Consider the following 23,796-nt stretch of genomic DNA (forward strand, 5'->3'; position numbering starts at 1 on the left):
GCGGGGCCTTTCCCCGCCCCGCCCCTTCCCGAACTGGGGCTCCGCTCCAGACCCCGCTCCTCAAACGCCGGAGGGGCAGGACGGTGCCGCTGAGCGGGAGGCCCCGCGCAGCGGTCGGAGCCAGTCACTCCTTCAGCGTGGCAAACTTGTGCGGGCGGCCGATTCCGGATACCGCCCGGACACAGGCATCAGCAACACGGCACAGAGGAGCGGCAGCGGCAGTGACGATGACAGAGGACAGTCCGGCGGCGTACGACAACATCCCGGACGGCCAGGACACCCCGGCGTTCGGCCCCGGCATCGACCCCGACCGCATGGCCGTCTGCCTGAGCGTGCTCGACGAGCTCGACAAGCTGGACGTCGACCACCCCGACGCCATCGCCGTACGCCGCGCCACCGCCGGCATCTACCGCACCGTGAAGCAGCGCCGCCGCCAGGAGCGCCGCGCCGCGAAGACCGCCCACGACAGGGCTGTCACCCACGCCACCGCCACCGGCTCCGCCGAGCGCATCGACGACGAGACGCAGGGCGTCCTGCCGTCCTCCTCGGCCACCGCCGAGATCGCGGGCATACTCCAGCGCCCCAGGTCCTGCTACATCTGCAAGACCCGTTACGTCGAGGTCGACGCCTTCTACCACCAGCTGTGCCAGCCCTGCGCCGCCGAGAACCGTTCCCGCCGCGACGCCCGCACCGACCTGACCGGCAAGCGCGCCCTCCTCACCGGCGGCCGCGCCAAGATCGGCATGTACATCGCGCTGCGGCTGCTGCGCGACGGCGCGCACACCACCATCACCACGCGCTTCCCGAACGACGCGATCCGCCGCTTCAAGGCGATGCCGGACAGCGACGAGTGGATCAACCGCCTCAAGATCGTCGGCATCGACCTGCGCGACCCGGCCCAGGTCGTCGCGCTCGCCGACTCGGTCGCGGCCGAGGGCCCGCTCGACATCCTGATCAACAACGCCGCTCAGACCGTACGCCGCTCCCCGCGCGCGTACAGCGAGCTGATCGGCGCGGAGTCCGCCCCGCTGCCGGCCGGTGAGCTCCCGGCCGCCGAGGTCATCGGCGCCTTCGGCTCCGGCGCTCAGCTCGCTCTGCCCACGGCCCGCCCCGAGGGCCTCACCGCCCAGCAGGTCACCGACCTGGCGCTGGTCACGGGCTCGACGTCGCTCGCCAGGATCGAGGCGGGCACGGCGATCGACGCGGGCGGGCTCGTACCGGACCTGGACGACACGAACAGCTGGATCCAGACAGTTTCCGAGGTCGACCCGGTCGAGCTGCTCGAAGTGCAGCTGTGCAACTCGACTGCGCCGTTCATCCTGATCAGCCGGCTGCGTCCGGCGATGGCCGCGGCCGCCGCGAAGCGCAAGTACGTCGTGAACGTCTCCGCGATGGAAGGCGTCTTCAGCCGCGGCTACAAGGGCGCGGGCCACCCGCACACCAACATGGCCAAGGCCGCGCTGAACATGCTCACGCGTACCAGCGCCCAGGAAATGCTGGAGTCCGACGGCATCCTGATGACCGCCGTCGACACCGGCTGGATCACCGACGAGCGCCCGCACCCGGACAAGATGCGGCTCGCCGAGGAGGGCTTCCACGCCCCGCTCGACCTGATCGACGGCGCGGCCCGCGTCTACGACCCGATCGTGCGCGGCGAGGACGGCGAAGACCTCTTCGGCGTCTTCCTCAAGGACTACGCCCCCGCCAACTGGTAGGAAGCAGACACTCGTTCACCAGTCCGGTGCGTGACGCCCCAGCCGGGGTCTTACGCACCGGACTTGTGCGTTGCGGCCACCAGTACAGCGTCACCGCCCGCCTCGGCCGGCGAGCAGATCAAGCGGGCGCGGCCTTCGGCTGAACAGGGCAAGAAGGGCAGTGGGCCGAAAGGTGACGTAAACCATCGAGCGGAACCGCGCTCATATGGGTACTCTGGTGGGCACGGACAGCCTCACCAAGGCCACTCCAATGTGAGTAAAACGGCGCCACCGCGACCGAACAGCCCTAACTTTCCTGACCCGCCGGGCGACCCGGTCGCCGCCTGCCAAGGCCGAGGCGATACGTCCGACGGGTTACGCGACACAGAGGAGTGCGCGGTGACGCCAGAGATGACAAAGCAGGACAAGCGGTCCCCTGAAAGCGGCGAACGGGCCGGCCAAGCCCGCCGCCGAAGGCCCGACGAACTGGGCAGCCTCGAAGTGTGGTCCCGCTCCGCCCCCATCAGGCTGGCGGGGTACGAAGAGGACCTGGCGGAGCCGCACATCCTGCCAGGAATCGACTGAGCGAACTCTGAGTGAGTCGGCGTCCCCCTGCCGGACCGACCCGGTCCGGCAGGGGGACGCCGACTTTCAGAGCGCGGCGCCCGTACCGGCCACGTACGCCATACGGCGGGTCAGTTCTCAGGGTCATCGGGACCAGGACGGTGATCTCGGGCGGTTTCTCAGCGCGGGCGGGCCGACGCCGGAGGCTCGACCTCCAGGAAGCGCCGCCGCCGTGGACCCCGGTACATCAGGGCCGTCCAGCCGAGGCGGCCCAGCTCGGCGGCGCACCCGGTCAGGGCCTCCTGCTCCTCGTGGGCGGCACCGCTGCCCGGCGGGCCGAGCCACTCCACGCGAGCCGTCCCCGGGCGCTCGCCCGCGCTGACGCGGTAGCCGGTCGTGGTGCGCACGCCGGCCGCGTCGACGGCGGAAGTAGCGATGCCGGCCGCCTCCAGCGCCAGGGCCACGGAACGTACGACCTGATTGATCTCCCAAGGCGCGGGGACGGCCTCCGGCGCGTCGGTGTCCGTGTTCGTCAGGCGCCTGATCTGCATCAGCCCCTCGAACGCGACCCGCACCTCGGCGGCCCGCTTCCCGTCCGGCGCGGCGGGCGCGGGGCCGTCACCGGTGGCCGCCTCGAAAGTTTCCGCCGTCATGGTCCCCGCCCGCTTCCCCGCATTCCGTATGAACGGCCGATCCGTATGAACGGCTGATTCTGTCAGGGCGACGCTCTGCGGGCGAGAGCCATCGGCGGCCGGAAGTCGCGGACCAGCGTGCGGTGCCACCAGGCATGGGTGTCCCGCAGTTCGCGCCAGGTGGTGAAGCGGTAGCGGTAGACCCGGGCCCGGACATGCGTGGGCGGGGCGTCGGGGAAGGGGTTGACGCGCAGCAGCCGCAGCGTCGCCGGGTCACCCGTCAGCAGCCGCTCGACGAACGGGTCGAACCAGGAGTAGGCGTATGCGGGGGAGAGCGCCGCGAACCACATCATCCAGTCGAGGCGCAGATGGTACGGCGCGAACTGGCGCGGCAGCCTGCGCGGATCGCCGGGTTTGCCCTTGAACTCGTACGCGCGCCACACCGTGCCCCGGTGCACCACAGGTTCGTCCGTACCCTCGACGACGATCTCCTGGCGGACCCGGCTGATGCTGCCGAAGGCGCCGTACGCGTTGACCAGATGGAGCGGATCGTAAGAACGGTTCATCGCCTGGCGCCGCGAGAACAGATTGCGCGCGGGCCGGTAGCTGAGGGCGAGCAGCAGCGCGGTGACGGCGATGACCAGCACCTCGTACCAGAGCGGGGAAGCGGGTAGGGCGGGCGCGGTGACCCACGGCGAGAAGTCGATCACGGACGCCGCCAGGACGATCGTCAGCCAGTTCAGCCAGGCGAAGTTGCCGGAGAGCACCAGCCACAGCTGCGTCAGGATCATCAGGCCGGCCGCCGCTCCCGCGACCGGCTGCGGCGTGAAGAGCAGCACGGGGACCAGCAGTTGGGTCACATGGTTGGCCGCGACCTCCACTCGGTGGAAGGGCTTCGGGAGGTGGTGGAAGAACCAGCTCAGCGGGCCCGGCATCGGCTGCGTCTCGTGGTGGAAGTCCAGGCAGGTCAGCTTCCGCCAGCAACGGTCGCCGCGGATCTTGATCAGCCCGGCGCCGAACTCGACCCGGAACAGCACCCAGCGCAGCAGCCACAGCACGAGCACCGGTGGCGCCGTGCGTTCATTGCCGAGAAAGACGGCGAGGAATCCGGCCTCCAGAAGCAGGGACTCCCAGCCGAAGCTGTACCAGGTCTGCCCGACATTGACGATGGAGAGATAGAGGACCCACAGCGCCGCCCACATCAGCATCGCGGTCCACAGCGGCAGTTGATCGGCCGCGCCCGCGACCAGCGCCGCCGCGAGCGCGGCGCCCGCCCAGGCGCACCCCGCGAAGAAGCGGTCCGAATAGTGGAGCCGGAAGAGCGTGGGAGTCTCGCGCCACGGCATCCGCCGCAGATACGCGGGCACCGGCAGGATGCCACGGGAGCCGATGAGCGCACGGAACTGCAGCGCCGCCGTGAGGAAGGCGACCAGGTACACGGCGGCCAGCCCCCGCTGGAAGACCAGCCGGCTCAGCCAGTAGTCGGGCTCCGTGAACCACTCCATTACGCCCATTATCGGCGCACGGGCGCTCCGGCGGCGATCCGTCGCAGGGTCCTGCCGAGCCGGCGGGCGTACCAGAGCTGGCAGGCGGGCACGACGGGTCCGGCGAGCCGGCTGTACCAGCGGGCCGGGCGGCTGAAGGCGGTGACGGTGAACCACACCGTCCCGTCGTCCGCGAGCTCCACGACGAACGACTCCTCGCCGCGCTCCGGGTGCCGGCCGGTCGTCCCGTACGCGAAGCCGGTCCTGTCGTTCTCGTACGCCGTCCAGACCACCTCGCAGGGTGCCGCTAGCCGCAGCGGCCCGGCGCCGAGCGAGACTTCGACGGCCACGCCGGGCTCGGCCCGCGCCGCGTCCGCCCGCACCCGTACGCCCGACGCCCGGTGCAGCTGCCAGGTGGTCACGGCCGTGCCCGCAGATTCGAAGGCCGCGCGGCCCGCGCCTACGGGCACGCGGTGGCGAAGGTGGTTGTAACCGGCGGGCAGGTCGGTGTCCTGCCGGGTGGCGCCGACCTCGGGGTAGGTGAAGGTGCTCATGCGGTGGTCTCCTTGTCGAGTCGTCCGGGTCGTCCGGGTCGTCAGGGTCGTGCGGGTCGTTCCAGTCGTTGCCAGGCCAGCAGCGCGCAGAGCGCGAAGCCGAGGGCGTTGCCGAGGCCGTGGGTGGCGGCCATCCAGGTCAGGCTGGGGTGCGGGATGCCGGTCGCTTCGCCGAGCGCCCAGCTGAGGGCGAGCAGCATGGTCGCGACCAGGACGGCGGCCGAGACGGCGAGCAGGGTGCGGGTCGTCCGGTCGTGCCCGTCGCCCCGTACGTCCTGCCAGGTCAGCAGCGCCACCGCCCACATGCCGGCGGTCAGTAGGAGCGCTCCCGCGAGTTCGGCCCAGTCGTCGATGAAGTACCCCGCGAGAACCAGCAGCGTGCCCAGCGGCACACTCAGCGCCGCGAACCGCCCGGCGGGGCGGCCGGGGGACACCCGGCAGACGAGCCCCGCGACCAGCGCGGCGGCGAAGCCCGCGAAATGGAAGTGCGGCACTGTGAGCGCCAGTATTTCGAGGTCGAAGCCGAAGAGTTCGTGCCCCGAGCGCTCGGCGACCAGCGCGAGCCCGGCGACCGACGGCGTCGCGAGGGCGGTGAGCACCGCGATCTCGGCCGGGGCGAGGGAACGCGTACGGGCCAGCCGCGCCGGGGCATGCAGTGCGAGAGCGAGCGTTCCGGCGGCGTACACCGCTGCGAGCGCGGTCGCCACCCCGCCGCGCGGCAGCCACAGGGCGACGGCCCCGGGCGCCGCGAGCAGCGGCCACAGCCGACGGATGCGGCTGAGCCCGGGCGAATGGACGAGCCGCAGTCCCAGGGGAACGACGACGAGCATGCCGAGCATGACGATCAGATTGACCAGCACGGACATCGCGGAACCCCCAGAGTTGAACGTGTTCAAATCAATCTCGCGATGACCATACGGTTTCTGTTGAACGCGTTCAAGTCTCCGTTCCCGGGAAGCTTCCGTTGGCTGCGGTCCGCCGGGCGGGCGCAGACTTGAAGAGAGGTCCGTCGCGCGCCCCTCGGGCACAGACGGAAGGAGAGACATTCATGCATCCCCTGGCTCTCGCCGGCGCCGCAGCCGGCCGTCTCGCGCACTATGCGGTCTCCGGAGTGGTCGGCGGTCTGATCATCCGAGGAGCGTCCAAGCGCCTTCCCGACGCGAAACCCGTCGCACGCAAAGCCCTGGTGGGCGGCATCGCGAACAGCATCGTCGCCGGCCGCTGGGTCGCCTCGGCCGCCGAAGAGGCCCGGCTCAAGGCCGGGGACATGCTCGCGGAGGCCCGGACCAGCCTGGGCGAAGAGGTCCCGCCGCCCTCGGCGGTCAAGGTTGACAACCACGATCACGGACACGAGCACTGACCATGTCAGCCGTGGTCGTGTGCTCCGTGGCCGCCGGCCGGGCGCGGCTGACCGTTCCCTGGGTACGAGCCCGCCCCGGCAGTGCGGGACTCGTCGACGAACGCCTGACCGGCATCAGCGGCTTCCGTGCGCTGCGGATCTTCCCGCGTACCGGCAGCGTCGTGATCTGGGTCGAGCCGGACCGCCTGGACGTCGAGCGTCTGGTGGCCGCTCTGGAAGAACCCCCGCCCGCGTCCGCGCCGGCCACGCCCACCCGGTCGGTACCTGACTCGTCCACCGGCGAGGTCGCACGGCTGGTCGTCGGAGGCGCGGTCCTCGCGCTCGTGGCACTGCGCCGCCTGCTGCGCAGACCACGGATGACCCTCGGTTCGTCGGGCTTCCTCGGGGCGGTCACACTCTTCACCGGCCTGCCCTTCTTCCGGGGCGCCCTGCGCTCGCTGCGCGGCCGGAGTTCTCCGGGGACGGACACCCTCGTCACCGCCGCCACGGTCATCTCGCTGGTGCTGCGCGAGAACGCCGTGGCCCTCACCGTGCTGTGGCTCCTGAACATCGGCGAGTTCCTCCAGACCCTGACCCTGCGCCGCACCCGCCGGGCCATCGAGGAGCTGCTCACCATCGGCGAGGAGCGCGTCTGGCTCGTACGGGAGGGAGTCGAGGTCGAGGTCGCGCTCGAGGACGTCGAGCCGTTCGACGTGGTCTCCGTGTACGAGCACCACCGGATCCCGGTCGACGGACACGTCGTCGCGGGCGAGGCCCTGGTGGACCAGGCCGCCGTCACCGGCGAGGCCCTTCCCGTGTACGCCCGTACCGGCTCCCACGTCTACGCCGGCACCATCGTCACCTCCGGCTCGCTCCACGTCCGCGCCACCTATGTCGGGCCGGACACCACAGTCGGCAGGATCATCAGCCGCGTCGAAGAGGCACAGGCGGACCGGGCGCCGATCCAGACGGTCGCCACCCGCTTCACCCAGCGCTTCGTTCCCGTGTCCTTCGCGCTGGCCGCTCTCACGTACGTCTTCACCCGCGACGCGAGACGCGCGATGACCATGCTGCTGATCGCCTGCCCGTGTGCGGCCGGTCTGGCCACGCCTACGGCCATCAGCGCCGCCATCGGCAACGGAGCGCGCCGCGGAACGCTCATCAAGGGCGGAACGCACCTGGAGGGCGTCGGAAGGGTCACGGCCGTCGTGTTCGACAAGACCGGCACCCTGACCTTCGGGCGACCCCTGGTCACCAGCGTGGTCACCCTCAGCGACAGGTTCACCGCCGACCAGGTGCTCAGCCTGGCCGCGTCCGGGGAACTGCACGCCCGGCATCCGCTCGCCCAGGCCATCGTCGCCCGTACCGAGGAACAGCATTTGCACGTTCCCATCCACCAGGCCTGCGAGGTCGTTCTCGGGATGGGCATGCGGGCCGAGCTGGACGGTACGCGCCTGCTGGTCGGCAGCCCGGCTCTGCTGCGGCAGCACGGCGTCGAGCTGACCGACGAGGCACAGGGCTGGACCGAACGGCTCAGGGGTGGCGGCGAGACTGTCATCTGTCTGGCCCACGACGAGGACCTGATCGGCATGCTCGGCGTGTCCGACGCCGTACGGGCCGGCGCCGAAACCGTCATCGGGCAGCTGCGGGACCTCGGTGTGTCGCGGCTGGTGCTGCTCACCGGGGACGCGCCGGAGACCGCGCAGGTCGTCGCCGACGCACTCGGCATCCCCGAAGTGCACGCGCATGCGCTCCCGGAGGGCAAGCTCCAGCTGATCCGCGACCTTCAGGCCGAGGGCTACACGGTGGCGATGGTCGGCGACGGCACCAACGACGCACCCGCCCTCGCCCTGGCCGATGTCGGGATCACCATGGGCGAGCACTCCTCGCACGTGGCGCTGGAGACAGCCGACATCGCTCTCGCCGGGAACGACCTGCGGCAGGTCGCCGCCGTCGTCGAACTCAGCCGCCACACGCTGCGCGTCGTACGCCAGAACTACGGCCTGGCCATCGGCGTCAACCTGCTCGGCCTGCTCGCCGGCGCCGGGGGAACCATGAACCCCGTCCTCGCCGCGCTGCTGCACAACACCAGCAGCATCGCCGTCGTCGGGAACTCGGCCCGGCTGGTCAACCACACCCCGCACCTGCCGCGGGAGACCGAGGAACGGCTGAGAGCCGCACCCCTGGAGGCCCGCCGCGTGCGGTGAGGATCAGGGCGACTGAACCTCACGTCTTTCCGGGGTGGACAGTGCCGTGGCTGCGACCACTGCCCACCCCGGGGTCTGTGGCTCAGCGCCATCCTATATGAAAATGGCTTCCATGTTCAACGGCGTTCGAGGTCCCGCCCTGTCCCGCATGCGCGCGCCCCACGCTGCGCCTAGCGTGGCCCCATGGACGCGGGCGCAGGGGGCGGCGAGGCGGCGGAGTACTGCCGCTGCTGGGAGCGGAAAGGGGGTGTGGCGTGCTGCTTTTTCGAGGTGTACGGGCCCGAGCTCGGCCTCGGCGGGTTCGACTGGGATCTCGACACCGGCCTCATGCGGATGGACGCGTCCGCTCTCGCCGTTTTCGACACGCCCCCCGACCAGTACTCCGGCCGTCCGGGGGACCTCGGAGCCCGCGTGCCGCCCACGGAGGGCGCCCGGCTCGACGCCCTGGTCTCCCAGGCGCTGAAGAACGGCAGCGTCACGTACGGCGCCTACTTCCGCATCCGCCGCCGCGACGGCACCCTGCGCTGGACCCACACCCAAGGGTGCGTACGCCGCGACGCCACCGGCAGGCCGCGCCGCATCATCGGCGTCGTCCGCGACGCCACCCAGGAGCTGGCCGACTCCACCGACCGGCTCGAACACGACGCGGAGCGGCGCCGCAGGATCAGCGTGGTCCAGGGCACCACCGCCGCCCTCGCTCACGCGCGCACCGTCAAGGACGTCATCGACGTACTCAACGACTCGCAGGGCCTGGAAAACCTCGGGGCCACCAGCCTCGTGATGGGGCTGGTCGAGGCGGGCCGCATCCATCTCGTCGCCGACGGCCCCGACGGCTCCTTCGTGCCCGGCACCCGCTACACCCGGATCGACGAGCAGTACCCGATGAGCGAGGTGGTCCGTACCCTCGCGCCGCGCTTCATCGAGTCTCCGGAGGACTTCGCCAATTCCTATCCGGTCCTGTGGCCGCACATCCGGGGGCTCGGCATCACCTCCGCCGCCTATCTGCCGCTCATCGCCCAGGCCAGGCCGGTCGGCGCGCTCGGTCTGCTCTACGGTGACCGGATCGGGTTCACCTCCGACGAACGCAACGTGCTGATCGCGCTCGGCAGCAGCATTGCCCAGTCCCTCCAGCGGGCCATGCTCTTCGAGCAGGACAAGGACTTGGCCGCAGGCCTTCAGCAGGCCATGCTGCCGCGCCGCATCCCCTCCGTCCCCGGCGCGCAGATCGCCGTCCGCTACCGCTCGGCCCGCCTCGGCCGCGACATCGGCGGCGACTGGTACGACGTGATCCCGCTGCCCAACGGACGCGTCGGCGCGGTCATCGGCGACGTACAGGGCCATGACACGCACGCCGCCGCCGTCATGGGACAGCTGCGCATCGTGCTGCGCGCCTACGCCGCTGAGGGCCACACCCCCGCGACGGTGATGGCCCGCGCCTCCGTCTTCCTGCACGAGCTGGACACCGACCGCTTCGCCACCTGTACGTACGCCGAGACCGACCTGACCACCGGAGTGGTCCAGCTGGTCCGGGCCGGGCACATCGACCCGCTCGTGCGCCACGTCGACGGCACTTGCAGCAGACTGCCCGCCGCCGGTGGCATGCCGCTCGGCCTCTCCGCGGAGTTCGGACAGCTCGAATATCCGGTCACGACGGTCGAACTCGACCCCGGCCAGACGCTGCTGTTGTGCACCGACGGGCTCGTGGAGCTCCCGGGAGCCGACCTCGACGACGGCATGCGGATGCTCTCCGCCCTCGTCCGCACCGGGCCGCGGGATCTCCAGCAGCTGGCCGACAAGCTCTGCGAAGTGGTCGACGAGCGGGGCGGCGAGGACGATGTGGCGCTGCTGCTCCTGCGCCGCGGGGGCGCGGACGTGCCGCAGACCGGCGGGCGCCTCCAGCAGCACGTCGCGCAGAACGATCCCGAGGCGCTCAGCTCGGCGCGGCACATGGTCCGTGCGGCGGTGCGGGCGTGGGGCGCCCGGGAGCGTGCGGACGAGATCGAGCTGGCCGCCGACGAGCTGATGACGAACGCGCTGATGCACACGGACGGCGCGGCCGTCATCACCGCCCGCGTGCTGGCCGGGGCGGAGCGTCGGCTGCGGATCGAGGTCGAGGACCGATCCAGCGCGCTGCCGCGCCGCCGGGACGCGGGGGAGGCGGGCGTGTCGGGGCGGGGGCTGATGCTGGTGGACCGGCTGGCTGACGTGTGGGGCGTGGAGTCGCGGGGGAGCGGCAAGTGCGTGTGGTGCGAGTTTGTCGTTCCCGACCGGCTTTGAGCGCTCCTGACCGTACCGTTCGGTAACGGTCCGTGGTGCGGACGTACTTGACCGTAACCGACCGTTCGGGATTGACTGCGGCTCTCCACCGGCCTCCGACGACGTGAGGGCTCATTGAGCACCGAGCTTCTGGCACCTCTTGACCTGGCGTTCTGGCACCTCGAATCCACCGAACATCCCATGCATCTCGGCGCGCTCGCCTTCTTCGAGGGCGGAGGCGAGAGCAAGGTCGACGGTGAGTCAGTCGCGAAGCTGCTCGCCGAGCGGGCCGCCGCGATCCCCCGGCTGAGAATGCGCGTACGCGCCGTCCTGCTGCCCATCGGCGGCGCGGCCTGGTCCGCGGCCAAGGACTTCGACGTACGCCGCCACGTCCGGCAGATCAGGCTCCCCGACGGCGGCTTCGAGGCCCACGCCACCCACATCGCCGGGGAACTGATGGAACAGCCGCTCGAACGCGGCCTGCCGCCCTGGGAGATGTACGTCCTGACCGCCGCGGAGTCCGGCACGTTCGCCGTACTCGTCAAGCTGCATCACGCCCTGGCCGACGGCATGCGCGCCGTCGCCATCGGGGCCGGCATCTTCGACCAGATCGCGGGCGCGCGGGCGGCGGGCGCCCGGCGGGAGCGCAGCGTGCCGCCCCGGTCCTGGCTGCCGGGGCCGCACCAGGTGGTGGGTTTTGCCCGCGACCGGCTCGAGGAGGTGGGCCGGGCGGTCGGCATCGGCGCGTCCGTGATGCGGGCCAGCAGGTTCGATCTGTGGGGGGCGAGTGCCTTCGCGGCGGGGTCCAGCGGCACACGTCGGCTCGGCACCGCCGTGCTCTCCCTCGACGACGTGCTGAAGATCCGCAGGGTGGCGGGCGGGACAGCGAACGATGTGCTGCTCGCCGTGGTCGCCGGCGGTCTGCGCCGGTGGATGCTGGAGCGCGGCGAACCGCTGCCCGGCGCCGACCCGCGCGCCCTGGTGCCGGTGTCCCGGCGCCGTCCCGGAAGCGGCGCGGCCTCCGGCAACAAACTCTCGGCGTACCTCGTGGGGCTGCCCGTCTCCGAGCCCGACGCCTGGGCGCGGCTCGCCTCGGTGCGCCGGGCCATGGACCGCAACAAGGCCGAGGGGCCGGGGCGCGGCGCCGGAGCGGTCGCCGTACTGGCCGACCACCTCCCGCCGCTCGCCCACCGGTTCGGCGCCCCGATCGCGGGCAACGCGGCCCGCATGCTCTTCGACGTACTCGTCACGAGCGTGCCGCTGCCCCGCTCCACGCTCTCCCTGGGCGGCAGCCCGCTGCGCGCGATCTACCCGATGGCGCCGCTGGCGCGCGGTCAGTCCCTGGCCGTCGCCCTGACGACGTACGGCGGCCAGGTGCACGTCGGTCTCGTCGCGGACGCCAAGGCGGTCCCCGACCTGGACCGGCTGGCCGGGAGCATGACCGACGAGCTGGCAGCCCTGCTGCGGGCCGCCACGGGCTGAGGCAGGCTGGGTACATGCCTGAGCTGCCGGAAGTCGAAGCGCTGAGGGAGTTCCTCGACGAGCACCTGGTCCGCCGGGAGATCGCACGGGTCGTCCCGGTCGCGGTCAGTGTCCTCAAGACGTACGACCCGCCGCCCTCGGCGCTGGAAGGCGCCGCGGTCACCGCCGTCGGCCGGCACGGCAAGTTCCTCGACATCAGCGCGGGCGGTCTGCACCTGGTCACCCACCTCGCCCGGGCGGGCTGGCTCCGCTGGAAGGACGACCTGCCGGCCGAACCGCCGCGCCCGGGCAAGGGGCCGCTCGCGCTGCGCGTCGCCCTTGCGGACGGCGCGGGCTTCGACCTCACGGAGGCCGGCACGAAGAAGAGCCTCGCCGTGTACGTCGTACGCGACCCGGCAGACGTGCCGGGCATCGCGCGCCTGGGCCCCGATCCGCTGGCCGAGGGCTTCGGGCGCGACCGGTTCGCGGAGCTGCTGAAAGGGGAACGCCGGCAGCTCAAGGGCGCGTTGCGCGACCAGAGCCTGATCGCCGGAATCGGCAATGCGTACAGCGACGAGATTCTGCACGCGGCGAAGATGTCACCCTTCAAGCCCGTCGCGAACCTGTCCGAGGACGAGATCACCATCCTGTACGAGGCGCTGCGCGCTACCCTCGCCGAGGCCGTCGAGCGCACGCGCGGCGTCGCGGCGGGGCGGTTGAAGGCGGAGAAGAAGAGCGGGCTGCGGGTCCACGGCCGGACGGGGGAGTCCTGCCCGGTCTGCGGCGACACGATCCGCGAAGTGTCGTTCAGCGACTCGTCGTTGCAGTACTGCCCCACCTGCCAGACGGGCGGCAAGCCGCTGGCGGACCGCAGGCTGTCGCGGCTGCTCAAGTAGCGCCGGTGGCGCGGGCGCCATGGTGCGTGCGGTTCCGCACGCGGACGGTGTGTCCGGTACGGGCACCAGCCGTCGGGCGCAGCACCGTGCGCCCCGCACGGTCATCGTGCGTTCGGTACGGTCGCCGTGCGTCCGGGGCTGCGGCATGTGCGTCGGGCCGGGCAGCGCCGGCCGCCCCGCGCGGCCGCCACACGCCGCATCGTGCGTTCGGGTCGGCACCGCAGCGTGCGTCCCGCGCGGGCGTAATCCTTCCGCCGCGCGCATACAGCCCGTCCGGCGATTGAGGACAAGCGAGGCCGGAGGCCGCGCAACCGTGCCTCGCGCGTCACGCCTCGATGGTGACCAGGCGTCTTCCGTCCAGCGTGCGGACCTCGAAGCGGTCGATCTCGGTGTCGGACAGCGCCGCGCCGCCTTCTGTGCGTAGTGGCTCCTCGTGGCCCGGGACGCCCGGCATGCCGTAACCGCCCTCCGGCACCGCCCAGGTCGTGACCGTCTGCTCCTCACCGTCCTTGCCGATGGCGATCAGTTCGCAGGTCAGCGGGCCTTTGACCCGCGCGAGTTCGAGGCCCACCCCCGACCCCCAGCCGCGCTCCCTCAGGGCGACCGACGCCGAGACGCCGGAGGCCGGGTCGGTGGCGGCGTACCGCTGCACCGTGCCGTCGCCGTCGCCGTCGGCGGCCCCCGGCTGAAGGGCCAGCGCCGCCGCCGGACCGGCGATGATCAGCGCAGCCGCCGCGGCGACCAGCCGCATCCGGCGCCTGCCGCGCTGCCGGCGCCCGGCCTCCACCCTGTCGAGCAGCCGGTCCAGCAGCCCGGGCGTGGGCCTCTCGGCCAGTACTACGCCGGCGCCGGGATGGGCGTACGCGGCCAGCGTCGACTCGAGCGCGGCGAACTCGCTGAGCCGCACGGCGCACGTCGCGCAGTCGGCCAGATGTTCCTCGAAGCGGAACGAATCCGCTGGATCGAGGACGCCGAGCGCGTACGCTCCGACGTCCCGATGCCGCTGGTTCGTGCTCATGGGGCAATTCCTAGGGGTCTCGCGTGGTTCGTGGGGTAACCGACCGGTCATCCTCAGGTACGCAATCCATGGGGTTTCTGCTCACGCGAACAGGGGATCCCGCCGGATTCCACCGGATTCCCGCGTCGTCCAGAGGTTCTTGTGGGGCGCGGTGCGGTCCCCGCAGAATGTGCGGGTGACAGGTGGGCATGTGGAGCTGCTGCTGGGCGCGTACGTCCTCGACGCACTGCCGGCCGGCGAGGACGCGGAGGTCGCCTCCCACCTCGGACAGTGCGACCTGTGCCGCACCGCCTACCTCGAAGTGGCCGACGCCGCCACGCTGCTCGCGCTGTTCTCGGCCGACGATCTGGCGGCGGGCCCCGAGGACGTCTGAAGGCAGTCGCGAACCGGACCCGTATGTCCAGGTCACCCGACCTGCTCCTACACTCCGGACCATGTTGCGTGCACTGGCTGTCGACGACGAACGACCGGCGCTGGAGGAACTCCTCTACCTGCTGCGCGCCGACCCCCGCGTCAGCAGCGCCGAAGGGGCCACCGACGCCACCGAGACCCTCCGCCGGATCAACCGCGCACTCGACGCGGGGCCGGACGGCGACGACGCCATCGACGTCGTCTTCCTCGACATCCACATGGCCGGACTCACCGGCCTCGACGTCGCAAGACTCCTCGCCGGTTTCGCCCGCCCGCCGCTCATCGTCTTCGTCACCGCCCACGAGGGCTTCGCCGTCCAGGCCTTCGACCTGAAGGCCGTCGACTACGTCCTCAAGCCGGTACGCCGCGAACGCCTCGCCGAAGCCGTACGCCGCGTCTGCGACCAGGTCGACGCGAGCCCCCCGCCGGCCGTCCCGTCGCAGACCCCGGCCGCCGACCAGATCCCGGTCGAACTGGGCGGAGTTACTCGCTTCATCCCGATCGACGACATCGCGTACGTCGAGGCACAGGGCGACTACGCCCGCCTCCACACGCCCGCCGGCAGCCACCTCGTACGCATCCCGCTCTCCACCCTGGAAGAACGCTGGGCGGCCCGCGGCTTCGTCCGGATCCACCGGCGCCACCTCGTCGCCCTCGGCCGCATCGACGAACTGCGGCTGGACGCGGGGGCGACGACCGTACGCGTCGGCGACGCCGAACTCGCGGTGAGCCGCCGCCACGCGCGCGAACTACGTGACCTGCTGATGCGCCGGGCACGCGGCTGACGGCCGACCGCTGACGGCTGACGGCTGACGGCCGACCGCTGACCTGCCCCGGGCCGCCGTTCGCCGCCGTACAGCTGCCGCCTGCCGCACCTGATCCGCTGACGGCCGTACGGCCCCCGCGCACCGCCTACGCTCGGTCGGGCCACCCGTCACAAGGAGCCCGGATGTCCGAACTCGACGCGTTGCTGGAGGAACTCCGCGGTCTGCCGCCGACCCGGCCGTCCGACGCGCGCGACCTCGAAGCGCTGCTGACCAGGGTCAAGAGCGCGGCGGGCCGCTGGGCGGATGTGCTGGACGAGGTGCGGGAGTCCGCACAGAGCATCGCGGGTCCGCGCACCGCCGCCGCCCTGGAGATCGCCTTCCGCAGGGCCGAGGAATCGTACGTCGAGCTGGAATTCGCGCTGAACGACTGCGGCCGAAGCGGCCAAAAGCCCTCCCGCTGACCCTACCGACCGTAATCACCGCTGCGTAGACTCGCGCCGATGTCCGCAGATCAGCCGCTCCCGGATCAACCGTCCCCAGATCGGCCACCGCCCCGCCGCGAAACCGTCACCGGCGTGCCCCGCAGCGCCCGGCGTCCCCCCGGACATGCCCCGGCGCGCTCCGAGATCACCGAGCAGACGACCCTGGGTGCGACGTACGTACGCTCCCTGATGCGCAGCCAGCTGCGAACGGCGCTGATCTCGCTGGGGGCGCTCGTGCTGCTCGTCGGCTCGCTGCCGCTGCTGTTCTCGCTCCCGGAGGTCTTCTCCGCCTCCGACCTGCCGTCGCCCGCGCCCTTCGTCTGGGTCGTGCTCGGCGTGGCGGTCTACCCGGTCATGTGGCTGATCGCCCGCTGGCACGTCCGGCGCGCGGAGCGCAACGAGCGCGCGTTCAGCAAGCTCGTCGAAGGGCGCTGACCGCACTGTGAACCAGGCGTACGCCGTGGCCGCCGTCACTGTCGTCGTGCTCGCCACCGTGCTCATCGGCGGGCTCGGCCTGCGCATATCCCGGACCACCTCCGACTTCTACGTCGCCTCCCGCAGCGTCAAGCCGGGCCTCAACGCCGCCGCCATCAGCGGCGAGTACCTGTCCGCCGCCTCCTTCCTCGGCGTCGCGGGACTCGTTCTCCTCCAGGGCCCCGAAATGCTCTGGTACCCGGTCGGCTACACCGCCGGGTATCTCGTCCTCCTGGTCCTCGTGGCCGCCCCGCTGCGCCGCTCAGGGGCGTACACCCTCTCCGACTTCGCCGAGGCCCGCCTCGAATCGCCGCAGGTCCGCAGGCTCGCCAGCCTCTTCGTCGTCGGCATCGGGTGGCTCTACCTGCTGCCCCAGCTCCAGGGCGCGGGCCTGACCCTGGAGATACTCACCGGCGCACCCGACTGGGTCGGCGGCCTTGTCGTGGCGCTCGTCGTGACGGGGGCGGTGGCGGCGGGCGGGATGCGCAGCATCACCTTCGTGCAGGCATTCCAGTACTGGCTCAAGCTCACCGCACTGCTCGTTCCCGCCCTCTTCCTCGTCGTCGCGTGGCTGGGGGACGACGCGCCGCGCGCCCGGTTCGCCGAGCCCGCGACCTTCCGCGAGCACACGGTCGTAACGATCGACGACACCGTACGCATCGACCTCGCCCGGCCGCTGCGCGTCACCGTGACCGGGACCGTCGACGACCGCCGCCACGACCGCGAACCGGTCGCCCTCGACGCGGGCGTCCACCGCATCGGCGCGGGTACGGAGCTCGGCTTTCCCGCGCACGCCCAGGTCCCCGAGAAGGCGGGCGCCGAGCGGACGGGTGCGTCCAGCTGGTCCCAGCCGCTGGCCAGCAGCCGCGAGGAGCATCCGCTGTACGCGACGTACGGACTGATCCTCGCCACCTTCCTCGGCACCATGGGCCTGCCGCACGTTGCCGTGCGCTTCTACACCAGCCCCAACGGCACCGCCGCCCGCCGCACCACCCTCGTCGTCCTCGGCCTGATCGGCGCCTTCTACCTGCTGCCCCCGGTGTACGGCGCGCTCGGCCGGATCTACGCCCCCGAGCTGTCCCTGACCGGCGAGGCCGACGCCGCCGTTCTCGTTCTCCCCGACCGGATGATCGGCGGCGTCGGCGGCGACCTGCTCGGGGCGCTGCTCGCGGGCGGGGCGTTCGCGGCGTTCCTGTCCACGGCGTCGGGGCTCACCATGTCCGTCGCGGGTGTCCTCACCCAGGACGTCCTCCCGTCCCGGGGCGTACGGCACTTCAGGCTCGCCACCGTCCTCGCGATGGCGGTGCCGCTCGGCCTGAGCATCGTGACGGTCAATGTGCCGGTCGCCGACGCGGTGGGCCTGGCGTTCGCCGTGTCCGCCTCCTCCTTCTGCCCGCTGCTCGTGCTCGGCATCTGGTGGCGGGGGCTCACGCCGCCGGGCGCGGTGGCCGGGCTCGTCGTCGGCGGCGGCGCGGCGCTGACCGCGGTGATGGCGACCAGGGCGGGACTGCCGGCGGACGGCTGGTCGCACTCGCTGCTGGCCTGGCCCGCGGTCTGGTCGGTGCCGCTCGGTTTCCTGACGATGGTGCTGGTGTCGCTGGCGACGCGTGAGCGTATACCTGCCGGGACCGCCGCCACCCTGGCCCGGCTGCACCTGCCGGAGGACCTCATGGGAGTGGAACGATGACCGGGATAGAAATCGCTTCGCTGGCCGCCGCGGGCGCCGTACTCCTTGCCGCCGGCATCGTCCTCGGCCGCGTCACCGCCCGCCACGGCCGCGGCGAGGACCTCGACCTCGGTACGCCCGTCGAGCGCGCCACCTTCCACACCCTGCACACCGCCTCGCTCGCCGCGCCCCCGCTGCGCGCCGGCCTCACCGAGGACACCGCCCGCAAGGCCGCCCGCCGGCTGCGCTCCCTGCTCGGCACCGAAGCGCTGTGCCTCACCGACCGCGAGAGCGTGCTCGCTTGGGACGGGCCCGGCGGCGATCACCACAGGGAACTGGTGATGCGCCGCGTACGGGACATGCTCGACTCCGGGCGCAGCCAGAGCGTACGCAGCGACTGCGACGACCTTCAGTGCCCGCTGCGGTGGGTCGTGATCGCGCCGCTGACCGGCGAGGAGGGTGTGCTGGGCGCGCTCGTCGCGTACGGATCACGGGAGTCGGCGGTGCTGGTCCGGGCGGCCACCGAGGTGGCCCGCTGGGTGTCCGTACAACTGGAGCTGGCCGAGCTCGACCGTTCACGCACCCGGATCGTGGAGGCGGAGATCCGCGCCCTGCGCGCCCAGATATCGCCGCACTTCATCTTCAACTCGCTCGCCGCGATCGCATCGTTCGTCCGTACCGACCCCGAGCGTGCCCGCGAACTGCTCCTCGAATTCGCCGACTTCACCCGCTACTCCTTCCGCCGGCACGGCGACTTCACCAACCTCGCCGACGAGCTGCGCTCTATCGAGCAGTACCTGGCGCTGGCAGGGGCCCGCTTCGGCGACCGCCTCAAGGTGACCCTCCAGGTCGCCCCCGAGGTGCTGCCCGTCGCGCTGCCGTTCCTCTGTCTCCAGCCGCTCGTGGAGAACGCCGTCAAGCACGGCCTCGAGGACTCCAGGGAGGAGTTCAAGGTCACCATCGCCGCCCAGGACGCCGGCGCCGAGGCCGTGGTCGTCATCGAGGACAACGGTGTCGGCATGGATCCCGAACGGCTGCGGCAGATCCTCGCGGGTGAGCACACCTCGTCGTCCGGCATCGGCCTGTCGAATGTCGACGACCGGCTGCGCCAGGTGTACGGGGACGACTACGGCCTCGTGATCGAGACGGGCGTGGGCGCGGGCATGAAGATCACGCTGCGGTTTCCCAAGTACCGCGCGGGAGTGCACTCGTCGGCGCCCGCCGGACGCGACCGTGATCAGAAGAGGTGGATGGCGAGATGACCGAGCGGCAGGCCCAACTGCCAGGCCGGGGTCCACACCCGATCGCTCTCGTCCACGCCGAGATCCGCCGCCTGGTGCGAGGGGATCGCGCCGCCGAGATCGGTGGCGAGGAGTTCCGTCCCGCTGAGCCATCGCCATGAGGCCAGGGCCAGTTCGAGATCCGGGCTGGCTTCTTCCCGGCGGCTGTCGGTGGCGGTGCGGTCGGCGAGCCCTTCCCGTACCCACGTCTCCCAGGGGTGACCGTACGCGGTGAGCGAAAGCCACTCGTCGAGGCTGGAGACGACGCGGATGCCGGACAGCTCGTCCGAGCTGTCGGACAGATAGATGGTGAGCGCCAGGGTCTCCCGGCCGGCCCGGAACTCGATCGTGCCGGGCGCGATCAGATTGCCCGTGCGGAGCAGCTCGTCGGCGATGTACTCGGCGTACAGCCAAGCCATCGGTACCGCGAGCCTTTCTCCGCTGGTGCCATTCGTACTCTCGGGCAGCACAGCACTCCACCTTCTCCCGGACGGATCTGTTCTGTTTCTTCGGGGCACCGCCGAGCCTTCACTCTCACAGACGCACAGCGTGCCGTCTTTACTCAACTTGACGCTGAGGTTTCGAAATCGGCCTGCTCTGCACGGGTACGGAGGGTGAAGATTTTGACCTGCGGGGCGGGTGGGACGAAGGTGCCTCAGGCGGCGTCGCGACCGTACCCGGGAAGCACCTTTCGCAGGGCGCGCAGAGCATAGTACGTACGGGACTTGACCGTTCCCGCGGGTATGCCGAGCACTTCGGACGCCTCCGCCACGGACCGGCCGCGGAAGTAGACCTGCGTCAGCACCTCGCGGTGCTCTCCGCGCAGCGCCCTGACGGCCTCCCGGACATCGAGCGCGGTCACTGAGCGTTCCACGTCGTCGTCGGGGAGCGCGGACTGTTCCAGTACGTCGTCGCCGACTTCGTGCGGCCGGGCGCGGCGGGCGCGGCGGGCGTCGATCGCGAGCCTGCGGCCCACCGTGAAGAGCCAGGGGCGCATCGAGTCGTGGTCGCTCGCCAGCGCTTCCGGGTGCTGCCACGCCCGTACCAGAGTCTCCTGGAGGAGATCCTCCGCGCGCTGGCTGTCCCCGTACGTGAGGCCCAGGAGGAAGCCGAACAGCGCCCTGCCGTGCTCGCGCTGAAGGTCGGCGATGGCTCGTTCGTCGGTGTGCTGCTTGAGCGGGGAAGCGGAGGAAGTCACCGTTGACGCCCCTTCGGGAGACCGGGTGGCCGATGGCCGGACGGCGGCGAAGATATCCGCCGCCCGCCCGATGCGCGGCGGTGCGGGAGGCGGCGGCCGAACGGGCGGCAGGGGCCGTGCGGTGAGCGGTCGAACGGTGCGACGAATGGCGCGACGAACGGTCGCGACCGCGCGTCCGTTCCGGTGACGGGACCGGCCGCGTCCCTTGACTTCCCGAAGTCCCCCGTATGGATTCAATTCACCAAAAGTCATACAAGCTGGAAGTCGGTCTGATGGTGAAACGAAAGCTGCAAGGGATGTCGGCCATGGCCGCGCTGCTGATCGGGAGCGTCACCGCATGCTCCGGACTGCCGACGGCGACGCCCCTGCCGGACCCGGATGTCGCGGGTGGCTCGGACGGCGAGCAGCGGGGCTTCACCCTGGTCGCATCGGGCGACGTACTGCCGCACGCCTCGATCATCCGGCAGGCCCAAGGGGACGCCGGCGGCAGCGGTTACGACTTCGCGCCGATGCTCGTGGGCGCCAAGTCGGTCGTCTCCGAGGCGGACCTCGCGATCTGTCACATGGAGACGGTGTACGGCGCGGACGGCGGCCCGTACACCGGCTACCCGAACTTCAAGTCCCCTCCCGAGGTCGCCAAGGGGCTGAGCAGCACGGGCTACGACTCCTGCTCCACCGCCTCCAACCACAGCCTGGACGCGGGAGCCGACGGGATCGACAGGACGCTCGGCGCGCTCGACGAGGCGGGCATCAAGCACGTGGGCTCGGCCCGGGCGGAGGCCGAGGCGCGGGAACCGGCCTGGCTGAAGGGCGGGACCGCGAAGGTCGCGCAGCTCGCGTACACGTACGGCACGAACGGCTACCCGCTGCCGGAGGAGCGGCCGTGGGCGGTGAACCTCATGGACCAGGAGAAGATCGTCGCCGACGCGCGGGCGGCGCGGAAGGCGGGCGCCGACGTGGTCGTCGTATCGCTGCACTGGGGCACGGAGTGGCAGGACGCGCCGGACGACCAGCAGTTGCAGCTCGGCAAGGCGCTCACCGCGTCCAAGACGGACGATCGGCCCGACATCGACCTGATCCTCGGTACGCACGCGCATGTCCCGCAGGCGTACGAGAAGGTCAACGGCACCTGGATCATCTATGGCATGGGCGACCAGATCGCCGGTCCCATGGTCAACCACTCGGGCGCGCACGACCCGCGCGGCAACCAGGGCGCGATCGGCCGCTTCACCTTCGCGCCGCCGGCGCGGGCGGGGGAGCGGTGGGTGGTGCGCAAGGCGGAGTTCATTCCGCAGTGGTTCGACACGGAGGCGGGGCGGGTGGTGAATCTCAACGCGGCGATCGCGGGGGGTGCGGACCACTCAGCCGTACGGGACCGGATCCGGAAGGTGGTGCTGAGCCGCGGCGCGGGCAAGGGGGGCTTGGTCATGGGGCAGTAGCCCCGGCCGACCGTGTCCTCAATCGCCGGACGGGCTCCAAAGGAGCCCGTCCGGCGATTGAGGAGCGGGGTCTGGGGCGGAGCCCCCACGCGGCGGAGCCGCAAAGTGTCACAGCGGGAAGGGGCGGGTAGGGGAATGCCCCGCAGGGTAGGACGTCCGTTACTCCTTGCCGCGCGGCTCCACCGCAGGAGGGGTCTTCGCCAGCGCCGACTTCCGGTATGAGTAGGCGAAGTAGATGACCAGGCCGAGCGCGAACCACACGGCGAAGCGGAGCCACGTCTCCCACGCCAGGTAGGTGATCAGCCAGATCGAGGACACCACCCCGATCGCCGGCACCAACGGCATCCCGGGGGTGCGGAAGCTGCGCGGCAGGTCCGGCTGCCGGTAGCGCAGCACGATCACGGCGGTGCACACCACGGCGAAGGCCAACAGGAACCCGATGTTGGTCAGTTCGGCCGCCTCGCCGATCGGCAGGAATCCGGCGATCAGCGCCGACGCGACTCCCACGATCCAGGTCACCCGGACCGGCACATGCCGGGTCGGGTGGGTTTTGGCGAACCAGTGCGGCAGCAGCCCGTCGCGGCTCATCGAGAACCACACCCGCGTGGCCGCCTGACCAGCAAGAACACCGACAGAGCCACCGCCAACCGCGGTGGCTCTTCGCATTGGAGGCCCAAATGCCCCGCGACAAAGGCCGTCTGGACCTCAAGGGAGACATCGAGTGCGCCATCGGACTGCATGTGGACTGCGGCGGCACAGAGGGCGTCCACAAGGTCCGTGACGCCGTCCTGGCGGCCGTGCTCCCCCACTTCGAGCTCGCCTACCAGCGCGGCGTCATGGCCGAGCGGAGCAAGGCCGGATACCGGGCCCTGAGAAAGCGCGAGGAGACGACTTGATCCCCGTATGTCCCTACTGCCAGCGGGTGCACTGCATTTGCTCCTGAGAGGACGACATGACCAGAACCAAGCAGCTCTTCGCAGCCATCGCCGGCCGCCTCCGCCTCATCGAGTGGCGGTGGTCCCTGAATGACGTGCTGTCGTCCGTAGCCGGCGGCCTGACCGGCGCCGTGATCGGCCTCATCTTCGTGGTCGCATGGAACAGATAGGAGGGCTCGTGCTGTACGACCCCGAGAGGCGCTGGGCGCCCAGGGCCATATGCCGGGTGGAGGACTGGCCGTACTTTTTTGCTGACGGCGGCTTGCCCGCCTCGCCCCCGAGCGCGCACGCCGAGAGGATGTGGGACCGGGCCAAGGAAATCTGCGCTCAGTGCCCGGCGCTCCAGGAGTGCCGCAGGGACACCCTGGGCGAGGAGTACGGCGTCTGGGGAGGGCTCGACCATCACCAGCGGTCACTGCTCCGCAGGAAGCTCGTCCGGAACGTCCGGCGTTGGCCCAGGGACCAGATCCTGGCCTGGGGTGAGCACATCCACCGCCTGCGCAAGGCAGGGGTGAGCTGGAGCGAGATCCGCCTTCAGTCGGGGAGACGGCCCACCGCCGGGGGCTTCCTCGTGGACTCGTACGTCGAGCACCTCATGGCCCAGCCCGCTTCCACGCCGAAGGTCGTCGACCTTCCGCTCCCCGAGCCAGCAGCGCTGCCCGTACGGATGGCGTTCCCGGCTCGCCCGGGCTTCTGCGGCGCCACATGGGCCGCCACTGCTACCGGCATGACGTAGTCGAACCGCACCGCTGTAGCACCGCGGCGTGACCCCGCCCTTGTGGGGCGGGAAGGAGGAGCCATGCAGGACGGCAAAGCCGTGGACGGCCAGCTGGCCGTCCAGTGGCTCAGGGAGCACTTCGCAATAGACCCGGACCCGAAGATCGACATCACTCTCGTGGTTGCGGAGTCCAACCCGGCTGTCTACCGGGAGGTGTTGGAGATCCTGTTTGGTCCCGAGGACGTCGAGAGGGCGACATAATGCCGCCATAGAGGCGGCCCCGGCAGCGCGGCCAGGCGCAAACCGGGGCCTACTGCCAGT

General features: G+C 71.2%; 25 protein-coding genes and 1 pseudogene. 18 read left to right on the plus strand and 8 right to left on the minus strand.

Annotation, left to right across the window (positions count from 1 at the left end; translation table 11 throughout):
* Positions 1 to 221 precede the first annotated feature (221 nt).
* Together J7E89_RS20825 and J7E89_RS20830 are read left to right on the plus strand one after the other, a co-directional pair.
* Positions 222 to 1,715, plus strand: coding sequence for an SDR family NAD(P)-dependent oxidoreductase (locus tag J7E89_RS20825; RefSeq protein WP_374196845.1), 1,494 nt, complete (start codon positions 222 to 224; stop codon positions 1,713 to 1,715).
* Positions 1,716 to 2,093: 378 nt separating this feature from the next.
* Positions 2,094 to 2,279, plus strand: a complete 186-nt coding sequence (locus J7E89_RS20830; protein ID WP_214975786.1) for a hypothetical protein — start codon at positions 2,094 to 2,096, stop codon at positions 2,277 to 2,279.
* Positions 2,280 to 2,437: 158 nt separating this feature from the next.
* On the opposite strand, the gene J7E89_RS20835 is transcribed toward J7E89_RS20830, so the two are convergent.
* The 4 genes from J7E89_RS20835 to J7E89_RS20850 all read right to left on the minus strand — a co-directional run bounded on the left by J7E89_RS20835 (position 2,438) and on the right by J7E89_RS20850 (position 5,794).
* Positions 2,438 to 2,911 (minus strand): hypothetical protein, encoded by a 474-nt coding sequence (locus J7E89_RS20835; protein ID WP_214975719.1) that lies wholly within the window; start codon positions 2,909 to 2,911, stop codon positions 2,438 to 2,440.
* A gap of 62 nt (positions 2,912 to 2,973) precedes the next feature.
* Positions 2,974 to 4,395: a lipase maturation factor family protein gene (locus J7E89_RS20840; protein WP_214975721.1), complete on the minus strand. Its 1,422-nt coding sequence runs from the start codon at positions 4,393 to 4,395 to the stop codon at positions 2,974 to 2,976.
* Positions 4,396 to 4,403: 8 nt separating this feature from the next.
* Entirely contained in the window at positions 4,404 to 4,928 is a 525-nt protein-coding gene (locus tag J7E89_RS20845) for a DUF1990 family protein (protein ID WP_214975722.1), read from the minus strand.
* 41 nt (positions 4,929 to 4,969) lie between these two features.
* The gene (locus J7E89_RS20850) at positions 4,970 to 5,794 is read right to left on the minus strand and encodes a YndJ family protein (protein ID WP_214975724.1); all 825 of its coding nucleotides are present in this window, start codon (positions 5,792 to 5,794) and stop codon (positions 4,970 to 4,972) included.
* 182 nt (positions 5,795 to 5,976) lie between these two features.
* Between J7E89_RS20850 and J7E89_RS20855 the strand changes: the two genes are divergently transcribed.
* The 5 genes from J7E89_RS20855 (at position 5,977) to J7E89_RS20875 (ending at position 13,087) form a co-directional block, all read left to right on the plus strand.
* On the plus strand, positions 5,977 to 6,288 hold the full coding sequence (locus J7E89_RS20855; RefSeq protein ID WP_214975726.1) for a DUF1490 family protein: 312 nt from the start codon (positions 5,977 to 5,979) through the stop codon (positions 6,286 to 6,288).
* Between the two features lie 2 nt (positions 6,289 to 6,290).
* Positions 6,291 to 8,474, plus strand: coding sequence for a cation-translocating P-type ATPase (locus J7E89_RS20860; RefSeq protein ID WP_214975728.1), 2,184 nt, complete (start codon positions 6,291 to 6,293; stop codon positions 8,472 to 8,474).
* A 183-nt stretch (positions 8,475 to 8,657) separates the two neighbouring features.
* Positions 8,658 to 10,751, plus strand: a complete 2,094-nt coding sequence (locus J7E89_RS20865; RefSeq protein ID WP_214975730.1) for a SpoIIE family protein phosphatase — start codon at positions 8,658 to 8,660, stop codon at positions 10,749 to 10,751.
* A gap of 114 nt (positions 10,752 to 10,865) precedes the next feature.
* On the plus strand, positions 10,866 to 12,212 hold the full coding sequence (locus J7E89_RS20870; protein WP_214975732.1) for a wax ester/triacylglycerol synthase family O-acyltransferase: 1,347 nt from the start codon (positions 10,866 to 10,868) through the stop codon (positions 12,210 to 12,212).
* A gap of 14 nt (positions 12,213 to 12,226) precedes the next feature.
* A complete protein-coding gene (locus J7E89_RS20875) occupies positions 12,227 to 13,087 on the plus strand; it encodes an Fpg/Nei family DNA glycosylase (RefSeq protein ID WP_214975734.1) in 861 nt (286 codons plus the stop codon).
* A 325-nt stretch (positions 13,088 to 13,412) separates the two neighbouring features.
* Here J7E89_RS20875 and J7E89_RS20880 read toward each other — a convergent pair whose 3' ends face one another.
* Entirely contained in the window at positions 13,413 to 14,105 is a 693-nt protein-coding gene (locus tag J7E89_RS20880; RefSeq protein ID WP_214975736.1) for a zf-HC2 domain-containing protein, read from the minus strand.
* A 175-nt stretch (positions 14,106 to 14,280) separates the two neighbouring features.
* Between J7E89_RS20880 and J7E89_RS40980 the strand changes: the two genes are divergently transcribed.
* From J7E89_RS40980 to J7E89_RS20910, 6 genes are all read left to right on the plus strand, one after another.
* Positions 14,281 to 14,478, plus strand: coding sequence for a zf-HC2 domain-containing protein (locus tag J7E89_RS40980; RefSeq protein ID WP_308315546.1), 198 nt, complete (start codon positions 14,281 to 14,283; stop codon positions 14,476 to 14,478).
* Positions 14,479 to 14,539: 61 nt separating this feature from the next.
* Entirely contained in the window at positions 14,540 to 15,301 is a 762-nt protein-coding gene (locus tag J7E89_RS20890) for a LytTR family DNA-binding domain-containing protein (RefSeq protein WP_214975740.1), read from the plus strand.
* A gap of 164 nt (positions 15,302 to 15,465) precedes the next feature.
* Complete coding sequence (locus J7E89_RS20895) at positions 15,466 to 15,744, plus strand: hypothetical protein (protein WP_214975742.1); 279 nt, start codon at positions 15,466 to 15,468, stop codon at positions 15,742 to 15,744.
* Between the two features lie 39 nt (positions 15,745 to 15,783).
* Positions 15,784 to 16,200, plus strand: a complete 417-nt coding sequence (locus tag J7E89_RS20900) for a hypothetical protein (protein ID WP_214975744.1) — start codon at positions 15,784 to 15,786, stop codon at positions 16,198 to 16,200.
* Between the two features lie 7 nt (positions 16,201 to 16,207).
* Positions 16,208 to 17,926 carry a cation acetate symporter gene (locus J7E89_RS20905; RefSeq protein WP_214975746.1) on the plus strand — a complete coding sequence of 573 codons (1,719 nt, stop codon included), beginning with the start codon at positions 16,208 to 16,210 and terminating at the stop codon, positions 17,924 to 17,926.
* Positions 17,923 to 19,167 (plus strand): sensor histidine kinase, encoded by a 1,245-nt coding sequence (locus tag J7E89_RS20910; protein WP_214975748.1) that lies wholly within the window; start codon positions 17,923 to 17,925, stop codon positions 19,165 to 19,167. The genes J7E89_RS20905 and J7E89_RS20910 overlap by 4 nt, the downstream gene beginning before the upstream one ends.
* On the opposite strand, the gene J7E89_RS20915 is transcribed toward J7E89_RS20910, so the two are convergent.
* Complete coding sequence (locus tag J7E89_RS20915; RefSeq protein ID WP_214975749.1) at positions 19,143 to 19,604, minus strand: hypothetical protein; 462 nt, start codon at positions 19,602 to 19,604, stop codon at positions 19,143 to 19,145. The two genes, J7E89_RS20910 and J7E89_RS20915, sit on opposite strands and share 25 nt — an antisense overlap.
* Positions 19,605 to 19,840: 236 nt before the next feature.
* Positions 19,841 to 20,383 (minus strand): sigma-70 family RNA polymerase sigma factor, encoded by a 543-nt coding sequence (locus J7E89_RS40985; RefSeq protein ID WP_308315548.1) that lies wholly within the window; start codon positions 20,381 to 20,383, stop codon positions 19,841 to 19,843.
* Between the two features lie 272 nt (positions 20,384 to 20,655).
* Between J7E89_RS40985 and J7E89_RS20925 the strand changes: the two genes are divergently transcribed.
* Positions 20,656 to 21,822, plus strand: a complete 1,167-nt coding sequence (locus J7E89_RS20925) for a CapA family protein (protein ID WP_214975753.1) — start codon at positions 20,656 to 20,658, stop codon at positions 21,820 to 21,822.
* A 159-nt stretch (positions 21,823 to 21,981) separates the two neighbouring features.
* Here J7E89_RS20925 and J7E89_RS20930 read toward each other — a convergent pair.
* Positions 21,982 to 22,431: pseudogene (locus J7E89_RS20930) on the minus strand (APC family permease); the annotation flags it as partial.
* Between the two features lie 68 nt (positions 22,432 to 22,499).
* Here J7E89_RS20930 and J7E89_RS20935 point away from each other — a divergent pair.
* The 4 genes from J7E89_RS20935 to J7E89_RS20950 all read left to right on the plus strand — a co-directional run bounded on the left by J7E89_RS20935 (position 22,500) and on the right by J7E89_RS20950 (position 23,736).
* Positions 22,500 to 22,718 carry a hypothetical protein gene (locus J7E89_RS20935; RefSeq protein ID WP_214975755.1) on the plus strand — a complete coding sequence of 73 codons (219 nt, stop codon included), beginning with the start codon at positions 22,500 to 22,502 and terminating at the stop codon, positions 22,716 to 22,718.
* 56 nt (positions 22,719 to 22,774) lie between these two features.
* Positions 22,775 to 22,927: a hypothetical protein gene (locus tag J7E89_RS20940; RefSeq protein ID WP_214975756.1), complete on the plus strand. Its 153-nt coding sequence runs from the start codon at positions 22,775 to 22,777 to the stop codon at positions 22,925 to 22,927.
* Complete coding sequence (locus tag J7E89_RS20945; RefSeq protein ID WP_214975758.1) at positions 22,915 to 23,493, plus strand: WhiB family transcriptional regulator; 579 nt, start codon at positions 22,915 to 22,917, stop codon at positions 23,491 to 23,493. The genes J7E89_RS20940 and J7E89_RS20945 overlap by 13 nt, the downstream gene beginning before the upstream one ends.
* Positions 23,494 to 23,556: 63 nt before the next feature.
* On the plus strand, positions 23,557 to 23,736 hold the full coding sequence (locus tag J7E89_RS20950) for a hypothetical protein (protein ID WP_214975760.1): 180 nt from the start codon (positions 23,557 to 23,559) through the stop codon (positions 23,734 to 23,736).
* Positions 23,737 to 23,796 lie beyond the last annotated feature (60 nt).

The sequence above is a fragment of the Streptomyces sp. ISL-100 genome, from assembly GCF_018614615.1.
Lineage (GTDB): Bacteria > Actinomycetota > Actinomycetes > Streptomycetales > Streptomycetaceae > Streptomyces.

Coding starts and splice junctions, on each gene's coding strand:
- J7E89_RS20835 (WP_214975719.1), bottom strand. CDS start 2,911: ATGACGGCGGAAACTTTCGAGGCGGCCACCGGTGACGGCCCCGCGCCC.
- J7E89_RS20840 (WP_214975721.1), bottom strand. CDS start 4,395: ATGGAGTGGTTCACGGAGCCCGACTACTGGCTGAGCCGGCTGGTCTTC.
- J7E89_RS20845 (WP_214975722.1), bottom strand. CDS start 4,928: ATGAGCACCTTCACCTACCCCGAGGTCGGCGCCACCCGGCAGGACACC.
- J7E89_RS20850 (WP_214975724.1), bottom strand. CDS start 5,794: ATGTCCGTGCTGGTCAATCTGATCGTCATGCTCGGCATGCTCGTCGTC.
- J7E89_RS20855 (WP_214975726.1), top strand. CDS start 5,977: ATGCATCCCCTGGCTCTCGCCGGCGCCGCAGCCGGCCGTCTCGCGCAC.
- J7E89_RS20860 (WP_214975728.1), top strand. CDS start 6,291: ATGTCAGCCGTGGTCGTGTGCTCCGTGGCCGCCGGCCGGGCGCGGCTG.
- J7E89_RS20865 (WP_214975730.1), top strand. CDS start 8,658: ATGGACGCGGGCGCAGGGGGCGGCGAGGCGGCGGAGTACTGCCGCTGC.
- J7E89_RS20875 (WP_214975734.1), top strand. CDS start 12,227: ATGCCTGAGCTGCCGGAAGTCGAAGCGCTGAGGGAGTTCCTCGACGAG.
- J7E89_RS20880 (WP_214975736.1), bottom strand. CDS start 14,105: ATGAGCACGAACCAGCGGCATCGGGACGTCGGAGCGTACGCGCTCGGC.
- J7E89_RS20890 (WP_214975740.1), top strand. CDS start 14,540: ATGTTGCGTGCACTGGCTGTCGACGACGAACGACCGGCGCTGGAGGAA.
- J7E89_RS20895 (WP_214975742.1), top strand. CDS start 15,466: ATGTCCGAACTCGACGCGTTGCTGGAGGAACTCCGCGGTCTGCCGCCG.
- J7E89_RS20900 (WP_214975744.1), top strand. CDS start 15,784: ATGTCCGCAGATCAGCCGCTCCCGGATCAACCGTCCCCAGATCGGCCA.
- J7E89_RS20910 (WP_214975748.1), top strand. CDS start 17,923: ATGACCGGGATAGAAATCGCTTCGCTGGCCGCCGCGGGCGCCGTACTC.
- J7E89_RS20915 (WP_214975749.1), bottom strand. CDS start 19,604: ATGGCTTGGCTGTACGCCGAGTACATCGCCGACGAGCTGCTCCGCACG.
- J7E89_RS20925 (WP_214975753.1), top strand. CDS start 20,656: ATGGTGAAACGAAAGCTGCAAGGGATGTCGGCCATGGCCGCGCTGCTG.
- J7E89_RS20935 (WP_214975755.1), top strand. CDS start 22,500: ATGCCCCGCGACAAAGGCCGTCTGGACCTCAAGGGAGACATCGAGTGC.
- J7E89_RS20940 (WP_214975756.1), top strand. CDS start 22,775: ATGACCAGAACCAAGCAGCTCTTCGCAGCCATCGCCGGCCGCCTCCGC.
- J7E89_RS20945 (WP_214975758.1), top strand. CDS start 22,915: ATGGAACAGATAGGAGGGCTCGTGCTGTACGACCCCGAGAGGCGCTGG.
- J7E89_RS20950 (WP_214975760.1), top strand. CDS start 23,557: ATGCAGGACGGCAAAGCCGTGGACGGCCAGCTGGCCGTCCAGTGGCTC.